24 protein-coding genes are annotated in these 23,266 nt (G+C 63.8%); 10 read left to right on the top strand and 14 right to left on the bottom strand.

Translation table 11 applies throughout. The annotated features are described in order from the left end of the window. Positions 1-56: 56 nt before the first annotated feature. The 5 genes from rplT to infC all read right to left on the bottom strand — a co-directional run bounded on the left by rplT (position 57) and on the right by infC (position 3,071). Positions 57-458, bottom strand: a complete 402-nt coding sequence (gene rplT, locus EOA19_RS03725; protein ID WP_023672281.1) for a 50S ribosomal protein L20 — start codon at positions 456-458, stop codon at positions 57-59. A 148-nt stretch (positions 459-606) separates the two neighbouring features. Beyond that, entirely contained in the window at positions 607-810 is a 204-nt protein-coding gene (gene rpmI, locus EOA19_RS03720; RefSeq protein ID WP_006201248.1) for a 50S ribosomal protein L35, read from the bottom strand. 182 nt (positions 811-992) lie between these two features. Next, positions 993-1,637, bottom strand: a complete 645-nt coding sequence (locus EOA19_RS03715) for an isoprenylcysteine carboxylmethyltransferase family protein (RefSeq protein WP_023810606.1) — start codon at positions 1,635-1,637, stop codon at positions 993-995. Between the two features lie 142 nt (positions 1,638-1,779). Further along, positions 1,780-2,406, bottom strand: a complete 627-nt coding sequence (locus tag EOA19_RS03710) for an isoprenylcysteine carboxylmethyltransferase family protein (RefSeq protein WP_023810607.1) — start codon at positions 2,404-2,406, stop codon at positions 1,780-1,782. A gap of 128 nt (positions 2,407-2,534) precedes the next feature. Beyond that, entirely contained in the window at positions 2,535-3,071 is a 537-nt protein-coding gene (gene infC / locus EOA19_RS03705; RefSeq protein WP_023810608.1) for a translation initiation factor IF-3, read from the bottom strand. Between the two features lie 203 nt (positions 3,072-3,274). On the opposite strand from infC, the gene EOA19_RS03700 reads away from it, so the two are divergent. From EOA19_RS03700 to EOA19_RS03685, 4 genes are all read left to right on the top strand, one after another. Continuing rightward, the gene (locus EOA19_RS03700; protein WP_023810609.1) at positions 3,275-4,045 is read left to right on the top strand and encodes an alpha/beta hydrolase; all 771 of its coding nucleotides are present in this window, start codon (positions 3,275-3,277) and stop codon (positions 4,043-4,045) included. Next, positions 4,045-5,187: a benzoate/H(+) symporter BenE family transporter gene (locus EOA19_RS03695; protein ID WP_023810610.1), complete on the top strand. Its 1,143-nt coding sequence runs from the start codon at positions 4,045-4,047 to the stop codon at positions 5,185-5,187. The genes EOA19_RS03700 and EOA19_RS03695 overlap by 1 nt, the downstream gene beginning before the upstream one ends. 117 nt (positions 5,188-5,304) lie before the next feature. Beyond that, positions 5,305-5,787, top strand: a complete 483-nt coding sequence (locus EOA19_RS03690) for a DUF2852 domain-containing protein (protein ID WP_023810611.1) — start codon at positions 5,305-5,307, stop codon at positions 5,785-5,787. A 195-nt stretch (positions 5,788-5,982) separates the two neighbouring features. Further along, positions 5,983-6,741 carry a M48 family metallopeptidase gene (locus tag EOA19_RS03685; protein ID WP_023810612.1) on the top strand — a complete coding sequence of 253 codons (759 nt, stop codon included), beginning with the start codon at positions 5,983-5,985 and terminating at the stop codon, positions 6,739-6,741. Between the two features lie 5 nt (positions 6,742-6,746). On the opposite strand, the gene EOA19_RS03680 is transcribed toward EOA19_RS03685, so the two are convergent. Beyond that, positions 6,747-6,965 (bottom strand): hypothetical protein, encoded by a 219-nt coding sequence (locus EOA19_RS03680; protein ID WP_023810613.1) that lies wholly within the window; start codon positions 6,963-6,965, stop codon positions 6,747-6,749. A gap of 110 nt (positions 6,966-7,075) precedes the next feature. Here EOA19_RS03680 and EOA19_RS03675 point away from each other — a divergent pair, with 110 nt between their 5' ends. The 6 genes from EOA19_RS03675 to EOA19_RS03650 all read left to right on the top strand — a co-directional run bounded on the left by EOA19_RS03675 (position 7,076) and on the right by EOA19_RS03650 (position 12,694). Next, positions 7,076-7,735 (top strand): phosphoribosylanthranilate isomerase, encoded by a 660-nt coding sequence (locus EOA19_RS03675; protein WP_023810614.1) that lies wholly within the window; start codon positions 7,076-7,078, stop codon positions 7,733-7,735. Between the two features lie 33 nt (positions 7,736-7,768). Then, on the top strand, positions 7,769-8,989 hold the full coding sequence (gene trpB, locus EOA19_RS03670) for a tryptophan synthase subunit beta (protein ID WP_023810615.1): 1,221 nt from the start codon (positions 7,769-7,771) through the stop codon (positions 8,987-8,989). A 2-nt stretch (positions 8,990-8,991) separates the two neighbouring features. Continuing rightward, positions 8,992-9,831, top strand: a complete 840-nt coding sequence (gene trpA / locus EOA19_RS03665; RefSeq protein ID WP_023810616.1) for a tryptophan synthase subunit alpha — start codon at positions 8,992-8,994, stop codon at positions 9,829-9,831. 48 nt (positions 9,832-9,879) lie between these two features. Continuing rightward, entirely contained in the window at positions 9,880-10,806 is a 927-nt protein-coding gene (gene accD, locus EOA19_RS03660; protein ID WP_023810617.1) for an acetyl-CoA carboxylase, carboxyltransferase subunit beta, read from the top strand. Between the two features lie 118 nt (positions 10,807-10,924). Continuing rightward, positions 10,925-12,250 (top strand): folylpolyglutamate synthase/dihydrofolate synthase family protein, encoded by a 1,326-nt coding sequence (locus EOA19_RS03655; RefSeq protein ID WP_023810618.1) that lies wholly within the window; start codon positions 10,925-10,927, stop codon positions 12,248-12,250. A 24-nt stretch (positions 12,251-12,274) separates the two neighbouring features. Next, positions 12,275-12,694: a VOC family protein gene (locus EOA19_RS03650; protein ID WP_023810619.1), complete on the top strand. Its 420-nt coding sequence runs from the start codon at positions 12,275-12,277 to the stop codon at positions 12,692-12,694. 138 nt (positions 12,695-12,832) lie between these two features. Here EOA19_RS03650 and EOA19_RS03645 read toward each other — a convergent pair whose 3' ends face one another. The 8 genes from EOA19_RS03645 to tsaE form a co-directional block, all read right to left on the bottom strand. After that, positions 12,833-13,246: a type II toxin-antitoxin system VapC family toxin gene (locus EOA19_RS03645; protein WP_023810620.1), complete on the bottom strand. Its 414-nt coding sequence runs from the start codon at positions 13,244-13,246 to the stop codon at positions 12,833-12,835. Then, the gene (locus tag EOA19_RS03640) at positions 13,243-13,491 is read right to left on the bottom strand and encodes a hypothetical protein (RefSeq protein WP_023810621.1); all 249 of its coding nucleotides are present in this window, start codon (positions 13,489-13,491) and stop codon (positions 13,243-13,245) included. Before EOA19_RS03640 ends, EOA19_RS03645 begins: the two co-directional genes overlap by 4 nt. A 71-nt stretch (positions 13,492-13,562) precedes the next feature. Next, positions 13,563-13,844, bottom strand: a complete 282-nt coding sequence (locus tag EOA19_RS03635) for a cupin domain-containing protein (protein ID WP_023810622.1) — start codon at positions 13,842-13,844, stop codon at positions 13,563-13,565. 132 nt (positions 13,845-13,976) lie between these two features. Beyond that, positions 13,977-14,300, bottom strand: a complete 324-nt coding sequence (gene trxA / locus EOA19_RS03630; protein WP_023810623.1) for a thioredoxin — start codon at positions 14,298-14,300, stop codon at positions 13,977-13,979. Between the two features lie 76 nt (positions 14,301-14,376). After that, a complete protein-coding gene (gene addA / locus EOA19_RS03625) occupies positions 14,377-17,895 on the bottom strand; it encodes a double-strand break repair helicase AddA (RefSeq protein ID WP_128302732.1) in 3,519 nt (1,172 codons plus the stop codon). Further along, a complete protein-coding gene (gene addB, locus EOA19_RS03620; RefSeq protein ID WP_128302731.1) occupies positions 17,892-21,026 on the bottom strand; it encodes a double-strand break repair protein AddB in 3,135 nt (1,044 codons plus the stop codon). Before addB ends, addA begins: the two co-directional genes overlap by 4 nt. Continuing rightward, positions 21,023-21,751, bottom strand: a complete 729-nt coding sequence (locus tag EOA19_RS03615; RefSeq protein ID WP_023810626.1) for a nucleotidyltransferase family protein — start codon at positions 21,749-21,751, stop codon at positions 21,023-21,025. Before EOA19_RS03615 ends, addB begins: the two co-directional genes overlap by 4 nt. After that, complete coding sequence (gene tsaE / locus EOA19_RS03610; protein WP_023810627.1) at positions 21,748-23,259, bottom strand: tRNA (adenosine(37)-N6)-threonylcarbamoyltransferase complex ATPase subunit type 1 TsaE; 1,512 nt, start codon at positions 23,257-23,259, stop codon at positions 21,748-21,750. Before tsaE ends, EOA19_RS03615 begins: the two co-directional genes overlap by 4 nt. Between the last annotated feature and the right edge of the window lie 7 nt (positions 23,260-23,266).

Genomic DNA, 23,266 nt, shown 5'->3' with positions numbered 1-23,266 from the left:
CCGTGCCAGCGCGGGTTCCCCAAATCAGAATTGCGAATGCTTGGGAAGCGCTGGTCTTAGGCGACAGCGCTTTCAAAAGCGTTCGGCGTGGTGTTCTTCAGATATTCGAGCGCCACCTTGGCCTTGGCGACCAGGGCTGCGAAAGCCTGCGGCTCATGGATGGCCATGTCCGACAGGATCTTGCGGTCGATCTCGATGCCCGACTTGTTGAGGCCGTCGATGAAGCGGCCATAGGTCAGGCCATGCTCGTGCGTCGCGGCGTTGATGCGCTGGATCCACAGCGCGCGGAACGAGCGCTTGCGGTTCTTGCGGTCGCGATACGCGTACTGCATCGACTTTTCCACCGCCTGCTTGGCGATGCGGATGGTGTTCTTGCGGCGGCCGTAGAAGCCTTTGGCGGCTTTCAGGACCTTCTTGTGCTTGGCGTGCGAAGTGACGCCTCTTTTTACGCGTGCCATGTCATGATCTCCTTAAAAGCAATTCCAGGAAAAGTGCCTTGCGGTTTTCCGTTCGGAATTGCGTAAAACAAATGCGTGTCCGGACCGAATGATCTTATTTTGGCGAATGATGTTTTCCAAAAAGTCTGCAACTTTTTGGCATCATTCCCTAGAGACCGTTCGGCAGAAAATTCTTGATGACCTTCTTGCCATCCGGTTCAGCCAGAACCATCGTGCCGCGGGCATTTCGAATGAACTTGTTGGAACGCTTGATCATGCCGTGACGCTTGCCGGCCGCAGCCGACAGGACTTTACCCGTACCTGTGATCTTGAACCGCTTCTTGGCGGCCGATTTGGTCTTCATCTTGGGCATTTTGCTACTCCGTATTGTTGGCGCACTATCGCGCTTCTTGTTCGCTTCGGGCCGACCAAAGCCCGAAAAGCAAATGAAACCGCCACGGCATGCCCTGCCGGGCGGTTTTCTTGAACGGCGGTGCTATACGTCAAAGACGGCCCGCGTGCAACACCTGTGGAGATGCGGCGCTGTGTCCTTGGTCAGGGCAGCGTGAACCAGACCGGCAACATGCCTGACAGCTGGGCTCCGTCTATCAGCTCGAAGGCCGGCAGGGCGACGAGGAAGACCAGGCCGTCGAGCAGCGTGGTCAGCAACAGGCGGGGCTTGAAGCTGCCCGTATCGCCCTCCTGGTAGAGCGACAGCTTCGGGAAGAAGCGCGGCACCTTCTCCAGATAGGCCTGGTACGGCGCGCCGAGCGCTTCCTTGAGGAACTTCTCTTCGCGCAGGATGACGATGTGGAAGGCACCCGCGCACAGCAGCGCAAAGAGGATGATGCCGGAGAACGAGCCGATCTGGGCGCCGACGCCCGCCGCGGCCACGGTCGAGAACACATAAAGTGGGTTGCGGGTGATCGAGTAAGGCCCGCCGGTCACCACCTCGGAAGATTTGCGCCCGCCTATGTAGAGCGTCGCCCAAAGGCGCCCGACGATGCCGAGGAAAATCAGCAGCACGCCGAACATTTCGATCGACTCATGCACCCAGGTTTCAGGCGGAAACGTCGATTGGCCGAACAGCAGTGCCAGAAACAGCACCACCACCAGCACCGCAAGCACCATGCGGCGCATATGCTGGTAGTTGCCCAGCCCGTGTGCCTCGACGGGCGCAGACTTGATTTCATTGACCATGGCGGAATCCGATCGTCGAAAAACTTGCCGGCGATCGCAGCTTCTGGCCAAGAAAACAGGGCCCCGCCGATCGTTGGGACGGCTTGCAGGATAATTCAGGCGGATTTAATGCATGTCGCCTCTTTTGACTGCCTACCGCAGCTCAATACAGCCAGAAGAGGACGGGAATTACACCGCTTTCCTGTCCGGACTCGATGAGTTCGAAAAACGGTATGGAAACCAGAAACATCAAGCCGTCGCGCAGCGTGTGATTGAAGATGCGCGGTGTGAAGGTGACCTCGGCCTGATCGCGATAAAGCCGGGGATTGGGAAAAAAACGCGGCACCCGTGCAACGTAGTCCTTGTACGGCGCCCCGAGCACGGTCGTCAAATGCCGTTCCTCGCGCAGCGTGACGATGTGGAACGCGGCCGCGCACAAAACCGCCGACGCTACCGCGACGATCGCGCTGCCGGTCTGGGTGCCGATGCCGACGGCCGCTACGGTGGAGAAAAAATACAGCGGGTTGCGCATCACCGAATATGGGCCGGTTGCAACCACTTCGGCCGACTTGCGGCCGCCGATATAGAGGATCGACCAGAGCCGGCCGCCGATTCCGATCAGTATCAGGGCGATCCCGTGCGCCTCTATGCGTTCGTGGGTCAGTTCATCGTGCGGGGAGCCGCCGAAGATCAGCAAAGCGCAAAAAGCGCCGATTAGCAGCGCCAGCAGGACGCGCCGGCGCCGCTGATAGCGACCCATTTCACTTGTAGAACGTGCCGCAGCGGTCATGGGAGAATCCTTTCGCCGCGAGGACCGGCAACCAGAATCCTTGTCGAAGCAACTTGCGGAGAAATCATGGCGGAGGCAAAACAAAACAAAAGCCGCCGAAGCGGCCTTTGCTTTTGACGGGGATCGCTCTAGCGCGGCGACAGCACCATCATCATCTGGCGGCCTTCGAGCTTCGGTTCCGCTTCGACCTTGGCAATCGTCGCCACTTCCTCGCGGACCTTGTTCAGAAGCTGCATGCCGAGTTCCATATGCGCCATCTCGCGGCCACGGAAGCGCAGCGTCAGCTTGACCTTGTCGCCTTCCTCGAAGAAGCGGCGAACCGCCTTCATCTTGGTCTCGTAGTCATGGCTGTCGATGTTCGGGCGCATCTTGATCTCCTTGATCTCGATGACCTTCTGGTTCTTGCGCGCCTCGGCCGCCTTCTTCTGGTTGGCGTATTTCAACTTGCCGAGATCGAGGATCTTGACGACGGGGGGCACCGCATTGGGCGATATCTCGACGAGATCGAGCCCAGCCTCTTCGGCGAGCAGCAACGCATCGTTGATGGAAATATCGCCGCGGTTCTGGCCATCGGCGTCGATAAGCTGGACCCGGGGAACCCGGATGTCACGGTTGGAGCGCGGGCCATCCTTGGTCGGCGCCGCTGCTTTGAAAGGTCTGCGAATGGTCGTGGTCTCCTTGGCCGTTTCGTTCAGGTTCGTCAGTGTTGATGCGTGGACGCGCAATGTGGTGAGCGCGCGGGCGGAGTCAATAGCACAGCATTGACAGAAAATCACCCTGATCGCTGCTCTGCACCAAACAAACAACATCGTGAGCACTTTTCGCCACGCCACCGGCTGTGTCACAAGACCCGCGTTGAGGAAAAGCCATGACTGCTACGCCCCCAATCTTTCTGGATGTAGATGGATCGCGCATCGCGGTGCGCCATACTGCTGGCTCTGCGCCAGGCATCGTCTGGCTCGGCGGCTACAAGTCGGACATGCTGGGCACGAAGGCGCAGACGCTGACGGACTGGGCGGCGAAAGAAGGCCGCGCCTTCCTGCGCCACGATTATTCTGGCCATGGCGAATCCGGCGGCGCCTTTGCCGACGGCACGATTTCGACATGGCTTGCGCAGAGCCTTGCCGTGTTCCGGCATTTCACCCGGGGCAGCCAGATCCTGGTCGGCTCCTCGATGGGCGCCTGGATCGCGCTGCGCATGGTGCAGGAATTGCGCAAGGCAGGCGATAGCAACGTCGCCGGCATGGTGCTGCTGGCGCCAGCCCCGGATTTCACCGCCGACCTGGTCGAACCGGTGCTGACCAAGGCGCAGAAGCGCGATCTCGCCAAAAAAGGTTTCTTCGAAGAGCCGTCGGACTATTCCACGGAACCCTACATCTACACCCGCGCCCTGATCGAGGACGGGCGCTACAACCGGGTTATGACAGGCCCGATCGACACCCATTGCCCGGTGCACATCCTGCAGGGCCTGGCCGATGCGGACGTGCCTGCAAGCCACGCACTGAAGCTGGTCAGCTTGCTGCCCGCCGACGACGTGACACTGTCATTGATCCCCGACGGCGACCATCGCTTGTCGCGACCCCAAGATCTCGACATGCTGGTGCGGGCCGTCGATGCGATGGCGCAGAGGGGAAACTGATGCGCCTTTCCATCCCGATATCCGCCTTCGTCGCGGCGATCGTCGGCTTCGGCGGCACGCTGGCCATCGTCATCGCAGCCGCCACCGCAGTCGGTGCGACGCAGATCGAGACGGCAAGTTGGGTGACGACGATCTGCCTGGCCATGGCGATCGAGAGCCTGTGGCTGTCATGGCGCACGAAAATGCCTGTCATCACCGCCTGGTCGACGCCGGGCCTGGCGCTGATCGCGGCATCGAGCGGCTTTTCGATGAGCGAGGCCGTCGCCGCCTTCATCGTCACCGGCGTCCTTCTGATCGCCACAGGGCTGTTTCGGCCCCTGACCAAGCTGATCTCGAGGATACCGCCCTCCGTCGCCTCGGGCATGCTGGCCGGCATCGTCGTCACCTTCGCGCTCAATGCGGTGAAGACCATTCCGATCGACCCGTGGCTGATCCTGCCGCTGATCGCCGTCTTCTTCGTTATCAGGCTGTTCAACCCGGCGCTGTCGGTGCTGGCGGTTCTGATCGGCGGTGGCCTCGCCGCTTTCCTCACCGGCCGTGTCGGTGGCCTGCCGACACCGGAACTGTCGACGCTGACGCTGATTGCGCCTGACTTCACCACCAAGGCGGTGATTGGCCTGGCACTGCCGCTCTACCTCGTCACCATGGCGTCGCAAAACCTGTCCGGCCTCGCCGTGCTGCGCGCCGCCGGCTATCACCCGGAGCCCGGCCCGCTGATCGGTGTCACGGGCCTGTTTTCGCTGCTGTCGGCGCCGTTCGGCGGCTCGACGACCAATCTGGCGGCGATCTCGGCGGCGATCTGCACCGGGCCGGACGTCCACCCCGATCCCGCCGAGCGCTGGAAGACCGGGCCGTTTTATGCGCTCGCCTATCTCATCTTTGCTATTTTCGGCGCTTCGCTGGTGGCGATCTTCGCGGTGCTGCCGCAGAGCCTGATCGTGCTGGTGGCAGGCCTGGCGCTGATGGCGTCGCTCGCCAACGCGCTGTCTATCGCGCTGAAGGAAGAGGCGGATCGCATGGCCGCCACCGTCACCTTTGTCGTCACCGCGTCGGGCCTGACGCTGTTCGGCGTTGGCGCCGCATTCTGGGGCCTGATTGCCGGGTTGGTCGTGCTTTCCCTCGATATGATCAAAAAGCGGTAATCATTTCAGATGCTTGTCCGGATTTGGCGGACATTGTCTTGAATCGCCGTTTTTCTCTTCCCATTTCGATTCCACGCAGCCGGGTTTGGCTGTCTCCAACCGAAGGAATGGGAGAAAATGAACACATCCGCATTGATCCGTCCGGCCTGGACGCCCGCAACCATCGCGTTGATGGTTGTGGGTTTCATGGTGTTCTGGCCACTCGGCTTCGCCATGCTCGCCTACATCATCTGGGGCGACCGCCTCGATGGCTTCAAGCGTGACGTCAACCGCGCGACCGACGGCATCTTCGCCGGATGCCGCCGCGGTTCCGACAAGGCCGCGCGCTGGGGCAATGGCTCCGCCCGCACCGGCAACGTCGCTTTCGACGACTGGCGCGAAAAGGAACTGGAGCGCCTGAACGAAGAGCGTCGCAAGCTCGACGAGATGCTGACCCAGTTCGACGAGTATGCCCGCGAATTGCGCCGCGCCAAGGATCAGGACGAGTTCGACCGGTTCATGGCCAACCGCAACAAGTCGACGGCTCCGACGAAGACCGATCCGGGCGCCGGAACGACGACCACCAAGCGTGGCAAGGGTTCGAACCTGCTTGACGACTGAGGCCCGACGCATAACCCCGAAAACCGGAACCGGTTTTCGGGTCATGCGCCAACTTAAAGTGCTACAGCGTCCTTTGCGCGTCCCAGAGGACGCGCGGCGCTGTAGGACAGGCCAAGGTATGACGACGGCGTCGCGCGAGCGGCGCCGTTTCTTTTTTGTTCTAGTCGTTTTTCTCGAATCGCGTATCGTCCCGCCATGACTCTCGGCTTCTTTCGCAATCTGACAAAGCCCAAGCCCACGCCTGTCGTGGAACGCGAATATTGCATCGCCGGCCGCACGCTGCCGCTCAAGATCGTCGAGAGCGCCAGGGCGCGCCGAATGACGCTGCGCATCGATTCAGGCGGCCAGGGTCTGCGCATCACCGTGCCGCCAGGCCTGCGCCGCGGCGAGGTAGACAGGTTCCTCGAGCGGCACCAGGACTGGCTGGAGCAGCGACTGGCCAAGGTGCCGACGCGGCCGCAGGTGCGGCCCGGCATCAGGATCCCGGTGCGTGGCGTGGCGCACCGCATCGTCCATGAGCCATCAAAGCGCGGGACCGTGACGGTGTCGAGCGATGAGCGCGGCCCGCTGCTGATCGTGCACGGCGATCGCATACACCTACCGCGCCGCATCGCCGACTTTCTCAAGCGCGAGGCCAAGAAGGACATCGAGAAGCTGGTGCTCAAGCACACCCAGGCGTTAGGCAAACGCGCCAAGGCCGTCCGCTTCAAGGACACGTCGAGCCGCTGGGGCTCCTGCACCTCCGAAGGCAATCTGTCCTTCTCCTGGCGCATCATGATGGCGCCGTCGCCGGTCATCAACTATCTCGTCGCGCATGAAGTGGCGCATCTCAAGGAGATGAACCATGGTCCGAAATTCTGGAAATTGTGCGAAAAGCTCTGCCCCGACACCGATCGCTGCAAGGACTGGCTGAAGCGCAATGGCGGTGCGCTGCAGGCGATCATGTTCGAGTAGATCGCTCAGTCGTCGTTTGCGGCGTTCAAGTCCTCAGGCCGCAACCCCTCATCGCCATGATGCGGCCACGGCAGGAAATTGCCGTCGAATTCATCGCCGCCGAAATAGTCGAGCGCCCGGTGCGCTTCGGCGCCGTTGAAGGCAGCCTTGTCGATCAGGTGCGCGATGACCTCGCGCGCCTGCGCGACCTTCTGCCTGAGTTCGGCAATTGTCCTGTCGGTCATGATCGTGCTCCCGCCGTGTCCTGTTCATCCATAGGTAGCGCCTTTGGCCGTGTCGGCAAACAGCATGCTTTTTCTCGACTCTTTTCGCTTTTCATGCCAATTCCCGCGCCATGGCACTCGACATCAAGATCTGCGGCTTGAAGACCGACGGGGCAATGGCCGCGGCGCTGGCCGGCGGCGCCAGCCATGTCGGGTTTATCTTCTTCGCCAAAAGCCCGCGCTATGTCGAACCTGCCGAGGCTGGCCGTCTGCGCGAGACTGCGCGCGGCAAGGCGATGGCGGTTGCCGTCACCGTAGATACCAGCGACGCCTTCCTTGATGAAATCGTTGCCAAAATGCAGCCTGACATGCTGCAGCTGCATGGTGCGGAAACGCCCGATCGCGTCGCCGAGGTCAAAGCCCGCTATGGCCTGCCGGTGATGAAGGCGCTGCCGCTCAGCGAGGCCGCCGATCTCGAACGGATAAAGCCGTTCATCGGCATAGCCGACCGGTTCCTGTTCGACGCCAAGCCGCCGAAAGGCTCGCAACTGCCGGGCGGCAACGGCGTGGCCTTCGACTGGCACATCCTCGCCGGCCTTGACGGCAGCGTCGATTACATGCTTTCCGGTGGGCTCAACGCCGCCAATATCGGCGATGCCCTTCGGCTTGCCGACCCGCCCGGAATAGACATTTCCTCAGGCGTGGAAAGCGCGCCGGGCATCAAGGATCCGGCGCTGATCGAACAGTTTTTCCGGGCCGTCAGGGCCGCGCGGAACACCCGCGCAGCCTGAGCGTGCTGTAAACGACAAGCCAGGAGATCGGCGATGAACAAGCCGGCGACACCCAATTCCTTCCGCACCGGACCCGACGAACAGGGCATGTTCGGCATTTTCGGCGGTCGTTTCGTTGCCGAAACGTTGATGCCGCTGATCCTCGATCTGGAGCGGCACTGGAACGAGGTCAAGAACGATGCGGATTTCAGGGCCGAGCTGACTGACCTGTCGACCCACTATGCCGGACGGCCGTCGAAGCTTTATTTCGCCGAAGGCCTCACGAAGCATCTCGGCGGCGCAAAGGTCTATTTCAAGCGCGAGGATCTGAACCATACCGGTTCGCACAAGATCAACAATTGCCTCGGCCAGATCCTGCTGGCCAAGCGCATGGGCAAGAAGCGCATCATCGCCGAGACCGGCGCCGGCCAGCACGGCGTGGCGTCGGCCACGGTCGCGGCCCGCTTCGGCTTTCCCTGCGTCGTCTATATGGGCGCCACCGACGTCGCCCGGCAAAGCCCCAATGTCTTCCGCATGAAGCTGCTCGGCGCCGAAGTGCGGCCGGTGACCGCCGGTCACGGCACGCTGAAGGACGCCATGAACGAGGCGTTGCGCGACTGGGTGACCAATGTCGAGGACACCTATTACTTGATCGGCACCGCTGCGGGCCCGCATCCCTATCCGGAGCTGGTGCGCGATTTCCAGTCGGTGATCGGCATCGAGGCGCGGGCGCAGATCCTCGAACAGGAGGGCCGGCTGCCGGACACGATCATCGCCGCTGTCGGCGGCGGCTCCAACGCCATCGGCCTGTTCCATCCGTTCCTCGACGACAAGGATGTCCGCATCATCGGCATCGAAGCCGGCGGGCGCGGTCTCGACGGCATCGAGCATTGCGCGTCGATGAATGCCGGCGCGCCCGGCGTGCTGCACGGCAACCGTACCTATCTCCTGCAGAACTCTGACGGCCAGATCATGGATGGCCATTCGATCTCGGCCGGCCTCGATTACCCTGGTGTCGGCCCGGAGCACTCGTGGCTGCGTGATTCAGGCCGCGTCGAATATGTGCCGATCCTCGACGACGAAGCGCTGGAGGCCTTCAAGCTGACGACGCGCGTCGAAGGCATCATCCCGGCGCTGGAATCCGCGCATGCCATTGCGCATGCGGTGAAGATCGTGCCCGCCATGGACAAGGACCAGATCGTCATCGTCAACCTGTCCGGCCGTGGCGACAAGGACGTGCACACGGTGGCTTCGATGCTGGGCATGGAGATCTGATCATGGTGACCCGCATCGACCGCCGCATGGCGAAGCTGAAGACCGAGGGCCGCCCGGCGCTCGTCACCTATTTCATGGGCGGCGACCCCGACTACGACACCTCTTTGTCGATCATGAAGGCACTGCCCAAGGCTGGCGCCGACATCATCGAGCTCGGCATGCCGTTCTCCGATCCGATGGCCGACGGCCCGGCGATCCAGGCAGCGGGCCTGCGGGCGCTGAAGGGCGGCCAGACGCTGGTCAAGACGCTGAAGATGGCGTCCGACTTCCGTGCTGGCGACAATGAGACGCCCATCGTGCTGATGGGCTATTACAATCCGATCTACATCTATGGCGTCGACCGCTTCCTCAAGGACGCGATCGCCAGCGGCATCGACGGGCTGATCGTCGTTGACCTGCCGCCCGAGATGGACGAGGAACTGTGCATTCCGGCGCTCAAGGCCGGCATCAACTTCATCCGGCTGGCGACGCCGACCACCGACGACAAGCGCCTGCCGAAAGTGCTGCAGAACACGTCGGGCTTCGTCTATTACGTCTCGATGACCGGCATCACCGGCTCGGCGCTGGCTGACACCGGCAAGGTGGCGGCGGCGGTCAAGCGCATCAAGGGCCACACCGACCTGCCGGTCTGCGTCGGCTTCGGCGTCAAGACCGCCGAGCAGGCCCGGGTGATCGGCGCCAATGCCGACGGCGTCGTCGTCGGCACCGCGATCGTCAATGCGGTGGCCAATGTGCTGGGACCGAAGGGCGAAAAGACCGCCGATCCGGCCGAAGCCGTCGCCACGCTGGTCAGCGGCCTTGCGCAAGGTGTGCGCTCGGCCCGCCTTGCTGCTGCCGAATAGTTTCCCTACGTCTTTAGCCAAATCTTCGTCAGGACAGGAGCCGAAGCGATGAACTGGATCACCAATTACGTTCGCCCGAAGATCAATTCGATGCTCGGCCGGCGCACCGACATGCCCGAGAATCTCTGGATCAAGGATCCGGAGACCGGCGAGATGGTGTTCCACAAGGACCTGGAATCCAACCAGTTCGTCATTCCTTCGTCCGGCCATCACATGAAGATCTCGGCCAAGGAGCGGCTGAGATTCTTCTTCGATGGCGGCAAATACGAGACCCTGGACAACCCCAAGGTGATGCAGGATCCGCTGAAATTCCGCGACGAGAAGCGCTATGTCGACCGGTTGAAGGACGCCAAGGCCAAGACCGGCCTTGAGGACGCGATCATCAATGCGCTGGGCACCGTCGAGGGTCTGCCGGTGGTGGTCACGGTGCAGGACTTCGCCTTCATGGGCGGCTCGCTCGGCATGGCTGCCGGCGACGCCATCGTGCATGGCTTCGAAGTGGCCCTGCAGCGCAAGCGGCCGCTGATCCTGTTCGCCGCTTCCGGCGGCGCGCGCATGCAGGAAGGTATTTTGTCCCTGATGCAATTGCCGCGGACAACGATCGGTGTCGACCGGCTGAAGGAAGCCGGCCTGCCCTATATCGTCGTTTTGACCAACCCGACCACGGGCGGCGTGACCGCCTCCTACGCCATGCTGGGCGACGTGCACATCGCCGAGCCCGGCGCGCTGATCGGCTTTGCCGGACCGCGCGTCATCGAACAGACGATCCGCGAGAAATTGCCCGACGGCTTCCAGCGCTCCGAATATCTGATGGAGCACGGCATGGTCGACATGGTGGTGTCGCGGCTGGAGCTGCGCGAAACCATATCGCGGCTGCTCAAGATGCTGCTCAAGCTGCCGGAGGAGCAAAAGCCGCTGGAGCCGGAAATCCTGCCGCCGGCAGCGGTCGCCGCGGAAGCTCGGCCGCAAGCCTGAAGCGACACGAAGCGCCGCGACCGCGATTGCACGACGGCTTCGGCGCGCTGTAGCTTTTGATTGCCATGGCCATCCGAAACGATTCTGGTTTTCAGGCTCATGCGCTAGGATTCTACCCATGACGACGCTTGCCGCCGACCGCGAAATCGAAGCCCTGATGGCACTTCATCCGAAAGGCTTCGACCTTTCGCTCGACCGCATTTCGCGGCTGCTGGAGCGGCTTGACAATCCGCAGGATCGGCTGCCCCCGGTCATCCACATCGCCGGCACCAACGGCAAAGGCTCGTGCGCCGCCTTTTCGCGCGCCCTGCTCGAGGCCGCGGACTACCGCGTCCATGTCCATACCTCGCCGCATCTGGTCAACTGGCATGAGCGTTACCGGCTGGCTGCCGATGGCGGCGGCAGGCTGGTCGAAGACAGGGTTTTCGCCGATGCTATTGCCCGTGCCGCCAGGGCCAATGAGGGCGAGAAGATCACCGTCTTCGAGATTCTCACCGCAGTCACCTTCCTCTTGTTTTCCGAACACCAGGCCGACGCCGCCATCATCGAGGTCGGGCTCGGCGGCCGCTTCGACGCGACCAATGTCGTCAAGGAGCCCGCCGTGTCGGTGATCATGCCGGTGTCGCTCGACCACGAGGCCTATCTCGGCGACCGGGTCGAACTGATCGCGGCCGAAAAGGCCGGCATCGTCAAGCCCGGCTGTCCGGTGGTCATCGGCGCGCAGGAGAGCGAAACGGCGCTGCAGGTGCTGATCGAAACCGCCGAGCGGCTTGAATGCCCCACCTTCGTCTACGGCCAGGATTTCCTTGCCTTCGAGGAAAACGGCCGCATGGTCTACCAGGACGAAGACGGGTTGATGGACCTGCCGCCGCCCAGGCTGCCCGGCCGCCACCAGTTCGCCAATGCGGCGGCGGCGATTGCCGCGGTCAAGGCGGCCGGTTTCGAGATCAGCCATCGCGCCGCCGAAAAGGCGATGATCAATGTCGCCTGGCCCGGCCGCATGCAGAAGCTGATGCAGGGCCGGCTGGCCGAACTGGCACCCAAGGGCGCCGATATCTGGCTCGACGGTGGCCACAATCCGGGAGCCGGCGTGGTGGTTGCCGAAGCGTTGGCCGAGCAGGAAGAGAAGAACCCGCGTCCGCTGTTCCTCATCTCGGGCATGATCAACACCAAGGACCAGAGCGGCTATTTCCGTGCCTTCAAGGGCCTCGCCCGGCATGTCTACACGGTGCCGGTGAGCCTCAGCGAGGCCGGCGTGCCTAATGACGAACTGGCGATCCGCGCGACGGAAGCCGGGCTGACCGCCGAGCCGGTGAGTTCCGTCGCCAGCGCGCTGATGCTGCTGCGCGACACCTGGGACGGCCCGGCGCCACGCATCCTGATCAGCGGTTCGTTGTATCTGACCGGCGCGGTGCTGGCCGAGAACGGCACTCCGCCGACCTGAGGTCGGAGTTGCGAGGAACCCGTCATGATCAAGGTTAAGCAGCTCGCTCACGTCTGCATCTTCGCGCATGACCTGGAGGCAACGCGAAGCTTCTATCGCGACGTGCTGGGCCTGGATACGCAGTTCAATTTCCTGCGCGACGGCAAGATTTTCGGGTTCTACCTCAATTGCGGCGGGCGCAGCCACATCGAGGTGTTCCAGAAGGACGGCACGGCCTACACCGAGCAGAACCAGATCAACCATTTCTGCCTTGAGGTGGAAAACATCGATGCTGCGATCGATCACATCAAATCGAAGGGCATCGACGTCACGGCCAAGAAGCACGCCTGCGACGACACTTTCCAGGCCTGGATCCGCGATCCCAACGGCGTGAAGATCGAGCTGTTCGAATACACCGGCAAAAGCGCACAGTTCGCCGGCGGCGACCGCATCGCCGATTGGTAGAGCATTCCTCCTTTTCCGTGAAACGGTGAAACGCCCTAACGCGTGTCGCGTCTGAACGAATTCAGGTGACCCGCTTTAGGCCATTGTTTTTATGCATGTCGTCTTCCCAAAACCGAGATCACTTTTGGGCGACATGCATTAGAAATCCCAAGGTGAGATCAGCTCGAGGTTGGCCGGGCCGAAGTCGTTCAGGTTACGCGTTGCCAGCCGACCGCCATTCACGCGCGCTATCGCTGCAATCATGCCATCGGGTGCCGACATGCCCCGGCCCTTGCGCGTCGCCGTTCCCATAATCTCGCCATAAGCCAGAGCCGCCTCCTCCGTCAGCCCAAAAATGCGACCGGCAAAGCGATGGCGCCATTGGGAGAGACCTTGCTCCAGGCGATCGGCACGCTCGTCAGGTCGTATCTTTTGGATACCGAAAGCGATTTCGGCAATCGCCACCGTGGGAAGCGCCAGTTCGGTATCGTTGCGAACCAGCCAAGCCATGACAGCCGCGTCAGGCGCCTTTCTAAGGCTCTCAGAAATCACATTGGTGTCGACGAAAATCAAAGCTCCGGCCCTGTATGGACCTTGCGGTTTTCCCGTATGATTTCTTCCAGATCGATGTCGACGCCAACGCTTGCCGTCAGGCGGGAGTAGAAGGCGGATGCCGGTTCTCGCCCGGCCTCGCGAATCTCATAGGATTCAAGCGCGCGTTCGACGATATCAGCTATTGAGCGGTTTTCGCGACGAGCGAGTCGATGCGCAAGATCACGTGCTTTTGCGCTGCGGACGGAAAGCTGGGGTTCGGCCATTTCAAACTCCCTTTTGAAAAGATATAGCCTTTCCTGCCCCTGCCATCAAGATGGCAGATGATGGCACGCCATCACTTCAGCTCGATCTCGATGAAGGCGTATTCACCCTCATTGGCGCTGATCACGTCGTGCTCGACGCCTTCCTTGCGGAAATAGGGTGCGCCCTTCTTCATCTCGGCGAAGTTCTCGCCATCCTTGGTCACCAGCTTCACCTTGCCGTCCATCAGCGGCACCACGACATAGTCATGGCCATGGCGATGCCAGCCAGTATTGTCGCCGGGCTGGAAGCGGTATTCGGTGACGATGACGCGCTCATTGTCGATGAAGACGGTGGCCTTGGCGGATCCGGTCATATCATTTCTCCCTGCTTGCGCTGCCAACAGAAGACATGGATTGCCCGGATGTGAGGGCCAGAGCCTGTTACCAATGACGCCAACAAAAAGCCCGGCGCGAGGCCGGGCTTGATATCAGGAATTTCAGATAGGTCAGGCGAGGTTGCCATTGATCCAGTGCGACAGCGCGGTCTTCGGCGCCGCACCGACCTTCATGTCGGCCATTTCGCCGCCCTTGAAGATCATCAGCGTCGGGATCGAGCGCACGCCGAACTGGGCGGCAAGCTCGGGATTCTCGTCGATGTTCAGCTTGGCGATCTTGACCTTGGCGCCGAGTTCGGTGGCGATGTCTTCGAGCGCCGGAGCGATCTGCTTGCAGGGGCCGCACCATTCCGCCCAGAAATCGACGACGACCGGTACGTTGGCGTCAAGCACGTCAGCCTGGAAGTTGCTCTTGTCGACCTTCACGGTTGCCATATGGAAAAATCCTTTTGAAAGTTTTTGTACCACCAAATGTGGTGGCGATCGCGCCCTTCTTCAAGCAGGTGTTGTGTCACGCTCGCGTGAGTCGAGCAAGAGCGTCGTCCATGGCGCTGGCCGGCAGTTCGATCAGCCGTGGCGCCTCGGTGAACAGCAAGGCCGCCTTGACCATGCGGCCGGGATAGAGCGGTTGCAGCAAGGCGCGATAGAGCGCGAGCTGCAGGACATAGGCCGGCGTAACCTCGGCCAGAGAGCCGGGCGCCGGCCGATTGGTCTTGTAGTCGACGATCGACACACTGTCCGATGTCACCGCCAGCCGGTCGATCTTGCCGGAAATCGAGCGCTTCTTGCCCTTGACCTCCAGGCTGCCCATGATCGCGACCTCGGCGCGCGACGACGGTGCAAACAGCTGACCGAAGCCGGGATCGGCAAGGATTGACGTGACCGACGCCAGGGCCTTTTTACGCTCTGACGGAGGCCAATCAGCACCCGTTCGTGCGAGATAGCGCTCGGCGGCGTCCGAGCGGTCAGGCTCCGCAATGCCGGGCAACATCTGCAGCAGTTTGTGCAGGGCAAGCCCCCGCAGCACGGCAAAGCCCGGCTCGGCATCGGCGTCCAGCACCGGAGACGTCTTGTCGACCACAGCTTCCTTGCCTTCGTCTATCAGCGCCGAGGCACCGGATGGCGACAGCGGACGCGGCAGATCCTCGAAGGGCGGCAAGGGCCGGAACAAAGTCGCCGGCAAAGGTCCGAAAGCATCCGTCCGCCGCGCCTGCTCGCTGGAAGCCTGTGCGACCGGCGGCAGCTTGGTGACATGGAAACGATGCACCGGCTCGCCGCCGGCGGGATGCGCACGCTGTTCGCTTTCCGGCGCGCCGATCAGCGCGCGGCTGACGATCGAGTGCCAGGTGCCGGCGTTCGGCGCCCGCTTGCCGTGATAGCCGCAGACGATCAGCCGGTCCTCGGCACGGGTCATGCCGACATAGAGCAGCCGGCGGTATTCGTCGTCGGCGAGTTCCCGTGCCCGCGCTGCCGCTGCTTTGGAAAAGCCGTTGGCGACGTCGCTGGCCGAGCGCCAGAGATAGCCCTTGCCGTCCCAGTTCGCGCCGGAGCCGTCGAAGGGCATCAGGCGCGGCAAATGCTGGTCGCTGAACGGGGCGGAACCGCCATCGACCAGGAACACGACCGGCGCTTCCAGCCCCTTGGCAGCGTGCACGGTCATGACTCGGACCTCGTCGCGGGTCTGGTCCATCTCCCGCTTGATCTCGGGACCGGCGTTTTCCAGCGTCGACAGGAAGGCTTCCAGCCCCGGCAGGCCGGTCCGCTCCTCGGCAAGGCAGAAGCTCAGGAACTCGTCGAGAATGTCGCCGGCTTCGGGCCCAAGCCGCGCGATCATCTTGCGGCGCACGCCATCGCGCGCCAGCAGGCAAGCGTAAAACTCGAACACCGGTTTGAAGGCGGCCTCGTTCGTCCAGATGTCGACCTGAGCGACGATCTTCGCCATTCTCTCGCTTTCGCCGGCGTGCTGGCGCAGCGATGCGATCAACGACAGGCCAGCCGGCCTCTGCGCGGCGAGCGTGAAAAGCGTCTCTTCCGGCAGATCGAAGATCGGGCTGCGCAGTACCGCGGCGAGCGACAGGTCGTCCTGCGGCTGGATGAGGAGGTGACCGAGCGCAATCAGGTCCTTGACCGCGATGTGCCCGGGCAGGCTCAGCCGGTCGGCGCCGGCGACCGGAATGTCGCGGCGTTTGAGTGCGCGGGTCAGCGCATGGACGAAGCGATCGCGTTTGCGCACCAGCACAAGCACATCGCCCGGCCGCAGCCGCTTGCCGCGACCCTCGATGATCTCACCGGTGCCGATCCAGCCGGCTATGGTGGCGGCGACGTTCTCGGCCACGCGCACCGCCGGCGCGTGCGCATGGTCGATGGCTTGCGTCCAGTCGTCGGGCTCATCGACGACATCGGCGCCGACTGACGGCCACACCTCGACATAGCCCGGTGCGTCGGTGCGGATCGCCTGGTGGCGCAGCGGATCGGGATCATGGCTGATGCCGCGCCGCACGCTCGCGTCGGCAAAGACGCGGTCGACCGCGGTCAGAACATCGTCGGTCGAGCGGAACGACCAGGTCAGCTTGAGGTCGGCAAAGGACGCCTCGGCGTCACGCACTCGTCCGGCGAACAACAGCCGGCTGTCGGCGAAGGAGTCCGGGGCAGCCCCCTGGAACGAATAGATCGACTGCTTCTCGTCGCCGACGGCGAAGACCGTGCGATGGACCCTGTCGCGCGCGCCCAAGCCGGCAAAGAATTCTTCCGCCAGCCGTTTCACCACTTCCCATTGGTCCGGACTGGTGTCCTGCGCTTCATCGAGCAGGATATGGTCGATGCCCTGGTCGAGCTTGTACTGCACCCAGGGGCCGGCGTCTGGTCGCGCCAGCAGGTTGACGGTGCGGGTGATCAGGTCGTTGAAATCGAGAAAGCCGCGGCTGCGCTTCAGCATTTCGTAGCGGGCGATCAGCCAGTCGGCGATGGTCAGCGCCGCTCTTGTACCCTCCAGCATCCGGAACAGGGCCAGCCGGTCGGTGGTTTCGACGATGGCGTTGGCGGCCGAGAGATAGCGCTCCGCCAGATACGGCAGCCGGTCGACCAGGGCCTTCTTGAAGGCCTTTGCCGGGTCGTAGGCGTCGCCATCGGTCTTGAGGAAGGCTCGCGCGAGCAGTTGCAGGCGCCGAATGGGATCGCCCTCGGCGAAAGCCTGCCGCGCATAGGGCAGGATGTTGTTCAGCACCGATCTGGCGTCGGTGGCCTCGGCTGCGTGGGCGAAGCCGGCAAAATAGTCGGGCAGGAAACCCGGCAACGGCCATACCGAAGCGGCTATGCCCTCGGCCGTCTGGCCTGGATGGAAATGGAATTCGTCGAACAGGGCCTGGAAGCGCGTGCCGTCACGCCCGACGGCGTCGATGAAATTGCGCAAGCCGTCGCGCTTGCGCACGATCTCACCCAGCAAGGCGTCTAGCCCGGCTTCGCCGCCCCGATCGAGAATGGCGGCAAAAGCCTCAGCCAGATTCTTGTCACCGGCGGATGTGCCCGAAATCATCTCGCGGCGAGCCGCGGCAAACAGCGAGGCCTCCATCTGGCCGTCGAGCATCTCGAAATGGGCCGGGATATTGGCTTCCAGCGGGAACTGGTGCAGCACCGATTCGCAGAAGGCATGGATGGTCTGGATCTTCAGCCCACCGGGTGTTTCCAGCGCCTCGGCGAACAGGCGCCGCGCCCGGCGCATGGTCTCGAGATCGGGCCGGCGGCCCTCCAGCGCCTCGACCTTTGCCGCAAGGTCCGCGTCACCAAGCGTCGTCCACTCCGACAGCGTCGAGAACACCCGGTTCGACATGTTGGCGGCGGCGGCACGCGTATAGGTCAGGCACAGGATCTTCGACGGATCGGTGCCGCGCAGCAGCAGCCGGATGACGCGCTGGGCCAGCACATGGGTCTTGCCGGATCCGGCATTCGCCGACACCCAGGCGGAATTGCCGGGATCGGCGGCGCGGGCCTGGCTGGTCGCGGTGTCGCTGGGGATCGGATAGGCCTTTTTCATGCCTCCCCTCCCTCGTCACCGGCATCGCCGCCTGCCGACCATTCGAGCACGCGGGCAAGATGGTCGTAGTCGCCATCGGTCTCGCCTTCGCGGAACGGCAGCGCGCGCGACAGATAACCCGTCGCAGGATCGGCATAGTGGATCAACAGCTTTTCCAGCCGCGCCCAGGCCTCTTCGGCAAGGTCGGTCGCGGTCCGCGGCTGGCGATTGTGTTCGAGGATGGATTCCTCGAACACCTCGCCATTCGGCTTCAGCCTGATGAAGGCCAGTTGAGAGGGCTCGCGCGCGCCCAAATCCTTGAAGGCGCCGCGCCTGAGCAGCGCGCCCTCCAACGCCAGTTGCGGCGCAAGCAGTGTGTGCGCCTGCGCCTTGGACGGCGAGGACCCCGTCTTGTAATCCAGTATGTCGGCCATGCCGCCGGCCAAAAGGTCAACGCGGTCGGCGTAGCCGGACAGAGTCACGCCGGATTGGCCGACGACGGTCTTTCCGGCGCGCTCCTCGGCATGGCGCCTTGTCACTGCATCGGCGCGCGTGCGCTCCCACTCGATGATGTTTGCGGCGAGTTTCTCGAAACGTGGCCACCACACGGCCTCGACATCCGCCGGAAGGTCGGCTTCGACGAAACAGACGCGGCCGGCGGCGATAAGGCCGGCAAGCGCATCGGGGGCGCGCGGATCGGCGACGCTGCCTGAGAACAGGTGCAGGATGGCGTGAAACAGCGTGCCGCGCTCGGCCGCACCAGGATCGCGAATGACCGGATCGAGCGGCATCAGGCCGAGGATGCGTCTTGCATAGACGGCGTAGGGGTCACGGCGCAGGGTCTCGATCTCGGTGACCGAGAAATGCGTCGGGCGCACCGACAAGGGCGGCTTCGGCTGCGGCCGTGGCGCGAAATCCTGCCTTGGGCCTGTATCCAGCGCGCGCGCCCAGGCGAGCAGTTCGTCGCCACGCCGGCGCAACTCTGCTGCCTGATCGTTGCCGATGAAGGTCAACAGCCGCTGCAGCCAGCGTGATGGCACGGCGGGTGCGTCGCCGGCACGCGCCGAGCGGGACAGCACGACCTTCCCAGCCCCCATGGCCATCTGGAAATCATGCGCGGCAAGGCCGATGCGCCGTTCCGGCGGTTCGAGGTCGATGCCGGTCTTCATCAGCCGCGACATGAAGCGGTCGCTCTCTGGCTTGCGCGGCCACACGCCCTCGTTGAGCCCGCCGATGACCAGCGTATCGACAGTCTGCAAGCGCGCTTCCAGCGCGCCCCAGATGGCGATGTTCCGGTCGGTGCCGTGTGCCGGCTTGACCGTTTCAGGCGCGATCAGCGCCGCCATGATATCGGGCCACTCGGTCGCCGCGAAGGATAGCGAAGCCGAAGCCGCGACCAGCCCGCGCAGCAGTTCGGCAAGCTTCTCGCCGGCGTCACCGGCATAGAGTTCGGCAAGGCCGCCATCGACGGTGCGGCCGAGATTTTCGAGGATGGCGACACTGGCCCTGACAAGCGCGGCAAGGTCGGCATCGTCCCGGCCGCGGAAGGCTGCGAGCGGCGCCAGCGCCTGCTTGAGACGTTCAAGCAAATTCCGGGCGGTTTCGATGGAGCGCACGGTCAGCCGGGAAAACCAGAAGGGCTGCCGGCTGCCGCCGCCCAGGCCGGTGAGGCGGGCCTCAAACAGTTCCGGCAGCGAAACGATGTCGGGGCGGCCGGTGCCGCCGCGCAGCGCCACCAGCTCGACCAGTTCCGCCGCGTGGCGCACATCGGCCCGTTCGAGGCCAAGGCCAAGCAGCGGATGCTTGAGCAGCGACAGCAGGCCGACCGGATCGCCTGGCCTGAATAATGCCTCGAGCGCCAGCCTGAGCAGGCTGGCCGCGGGGGTGTTGGCGAGCGGCGTGCCACCGGAATCGTCGGCCGCGACGCCGAAGCGCTGGAGCTCGATCGAGACGCGCCGCGCCAGCGCGCGGTCGCCGGTGACGAGAGCCGCCCTTTGGCTGGGCTGTTCAACCGCGCGCTTGAGCGCGACGGCGATGGCGACGGCTTCATCACGTTCGCTTGCAGCTTCGAGCAAGGTCACCCCGGCGAAGGCGCCGGCCATATCGGAGGCCGGGAAGCCCGCACGTGTCTCGGCCCAGAGTTCGGTGGTCTCGGCCGGCCGCAGCGCTTCGCCGACAAGAGCGGCGCGGAGCGCCAGACGCGGCTCGGCCACGCCGAGCTCGTCGACGTCACCGCGCAGCCCGCCGACCTTGGCGATCAATCTGGCCAGGCCATATTGCGGGTGGCCGAGCACGGCTGGACGCGCGCCTGGCGCGGCGATTGCCTGGAACGACGCTTCGTCCAGCGTACGGTCGAGGCCGGGCAGCACGATGGCGCCGCCGGGCAGGCCGGCGATGGCGGCAAGCAGTTCGGCCGTGGCGGGTATCGAGCCGGTCGAGCCCGCGGCGATAACGGGGCCGGCGGGCGGATTGCGCAGCAGCCGCGCCGCCTCGGCGCGGATCAGCGCACTGCGATGCGCGGCCGGATTGGAGCGGTCGCTTTCCGCGAGGAATTTCGGCCAGGCTTCGGTGACGATGCCGAGGAATTCGAGCGTCACCTGCCACCATCCGGCAAGATTGCCGGTCACCAGATCTGTGAGCTTGGCCCAGTCGGTGCCTTCCGTCTCGATCTCGTCCATCAGCCGGGCGAGATCGCGCGCCAGCCAGATTGCGTCGGCGGTGGAAGCCGGGATGACGATCTCCTCGGCGAAAAGGGCGGCGACATGCGCCGGCAGCCGGCGTTTCCAGGCCCGAACCAGCGGCGTCAGCAGCAACAGGCGTTCGGTTGCCGAAATCGGCGGCGCGAGATCGATGGCCGCCGATGCCTCCGTCTCGAATGCGGCCTCATCCTCGTCGAACTCGCCCAGTGGCCGGATGACCGGCAGGATCGCCGAGCCGCCGCCGCCGCGTGCCGCCAGGCTGTCGACGAAGACACCCCGCAGAGCGCGCGCAGCACGGCGTGTCGGCACATAGATGGTGACATCGGCCAAAGCGAGCGGGTCGCCGTCAAATCGAAACCCCGGGACAAGACGGCCGGCAAGCAGCGCCTCGGCAAGCGTCGGCAGAAACGGCGCTCCGGGCGGGATCGAGAAAACGCGGCTGGAGCCGCTCATTGCGACTCGATGAGCGCACCGGCGACCGCCGCTTCCGCGAGCGGTACGGCATCGGGCGTGCCGACGGTGATCCAGTGGCCATGCATCGGCATGCCGAACAGGCGGCCGGCCGCGATGGCGGAATCGAAATAGGCGTTGAGCGAGTGCGGCCCGGCCGGTGCACCCTCGAACAGGCGCGGATGGACGATCGCCGCCCCGGCATAGATCAGCCCCGCCGGGTCGCCTTTCGAACGCCGCAAGCCGCCATCCGGCGCCACCAGGAAATCGGTGCTGCCGCAGTGTCCGGTCGCCTGTTGGAGATCCGCCAGCATCAGCAGAATATCCATTTTCGCCGCGTCCCATGCAAGGGCGAGGCGCTGGAGATTCAGAGGACCGTCATCGATCCAGAACGTGTCGGCGTTGAGGATGTAGAAGGGCTGATCGCCCAGTTCCCGCAACGCCTTGACGATGCCGCCGGCGGAATCGAGCAGTTGTTCGCTCTCGTCGGAAATGACGATGTTTGGCGCGCGGCGGGCAGTGACATGGGCGACGATCTGTTCGGGAAAGTAGTGGACGTTGACGACCGCCTTGCCGACGCCGGCGGCGGCCAGGCTGTCGAGGCTCCAGTCGAGCAACGTCTTGCCGGCTATCCTGACCAGCGGCTTGGGGATGGTGTCGGTAATCGGCCGCATGCGTTTGCCAAGCCCGGCTGCGAGTACGATGGCGGTGTCGGGTCCTGCTGTCACAGCGCTCGCTCCTCCAGCAAACCGTGGGCGTCGTAGAACTCGCGCAGGCTTGCCAGCGCCGGATGAGACAAGGCCCGGCGCAGATAATCGCGGATGCGCGGCAGGTGTTTCAGATAATAGGGCTTGCCGTCGCGCTTTTCGAGACGGACGAAGATGCCGAGGATCTTGGAATTCCGCTGCGCCGCCATGACGGCGTAGGTTTCGAGGAAGCTTGCTTCGTCGAAAGCACCGGCTGCGTGGCGCGCGGCGACATAGGCGTCGAGCGCCGCTCTCTCGAGCTCGGGCGACATCGTAACACGAGCGTCCATGGCAAGCGAAGCGACGTCATAGGCGGACGGGCCGATCAGCGCATCCTGGAAATCGACGATGCCCAGCCGGTCATGGCCGGAACGATCACCGCGCCAGATGATGTTGGGTGAATGGAAATCGCGCAGCATCAGCGTGTACTCGCGGCCTTGCAGCCGGTCGAGGAGCGCGTTCCATTGCTTGTGGTAACCGGCGCGCAAGCTGTCACTTGCCGGGTCGCCCGATATCGCCGGTACATACCAGTCGACCAGCAGATCGGCTTCGATCATCATGGCATCGCGGTCGAAAGGCGGCACATCGTGGAAGCCGCCGTGTCCTGTTTCCAGGCGCTGCGGCCAGGTCCTGCCATGCATCATGGCCAGCAGCTCGGCCGCCGCCATGTAGCGCTCGGCCACCGGCTGGCCATCGCCGCCGAGAAACCCCTCGGAACCGAGATGTTCGAGCAGCAAAAATCCCTGCTCCTGGTCCTCGGCATGGATTTCCGGAACGCTGACCCCACCCGCTTTCAAGGCGCGGTCGATGGCTACGAAGGCGGAGACCGACTGGGCGGTGTGCGCGATCTCTGCATAGGGCTTGCCGTCGCGAACCGGCGGGCCGAGCACCAGCCGTGGTGAGTTCATCAGCACTTGCGGCTTTCGGTCCGGCAGCGAAACGATCTCATAGGAGCGGGCCGAGGCATCGCCGATGAAATGGCGGCGCTGCGCTTCCCCCCAGCCGGCGTTCACGAGAAAGTCGCGCATGGCCAGCGACCGTGCCGCCCGATCGAAGGCATCACCCTGCCCTGACAATCGCGCCAGCCGGCCGTCGCCATGCTGGACGAGCTCTATCAGGATCGTGGTTTTCGGCAGATGGGCTTCCGCCCGTTCCGGCCATTCGACCAAAGCAGCACCCTGCGCCAGGGCTTCGTCGAACCCAAGCTCATCGAGCTCGTCCGCCGAGGACAGGCGGTAGAGATCGAAATGATGGACCGGAATGCGGGTGTCGTAGCTCTGCACCAATGTGAAGGTCGGACTCGGAACGTCGAGGCCGGCATCGTCGGCCAGGGTCCTGATCAAGGCCCGCGCCAGCGTCGACTTGCCGGCGCCCAGATCGCCCTTGAGGGCAATCACGTCGCCCGGGCGCAGCGACAGCGCCAGATCTTCGCCCAGCCGCGCTGTGTGGGTCTCGTCGGCGAGTAATCGCTCCAGCACCAGTCCGGTCATCGAACGC

Origin of the sequence: Mesorhizobium sp. M7A.F.Ca.US.010.02.1.1 (assembly GCF_004023085.1) — a bacterium.
Classification (GTDB): domain Bacteria; phylum Pseudomonadota; class Alphaproteobacteria; order Rhizobiales; family Rhizobiaceae; genus Mesorhizobium.
This window is presented reverse-complemented; position numbering and strand designations above follow the sequence as displayed.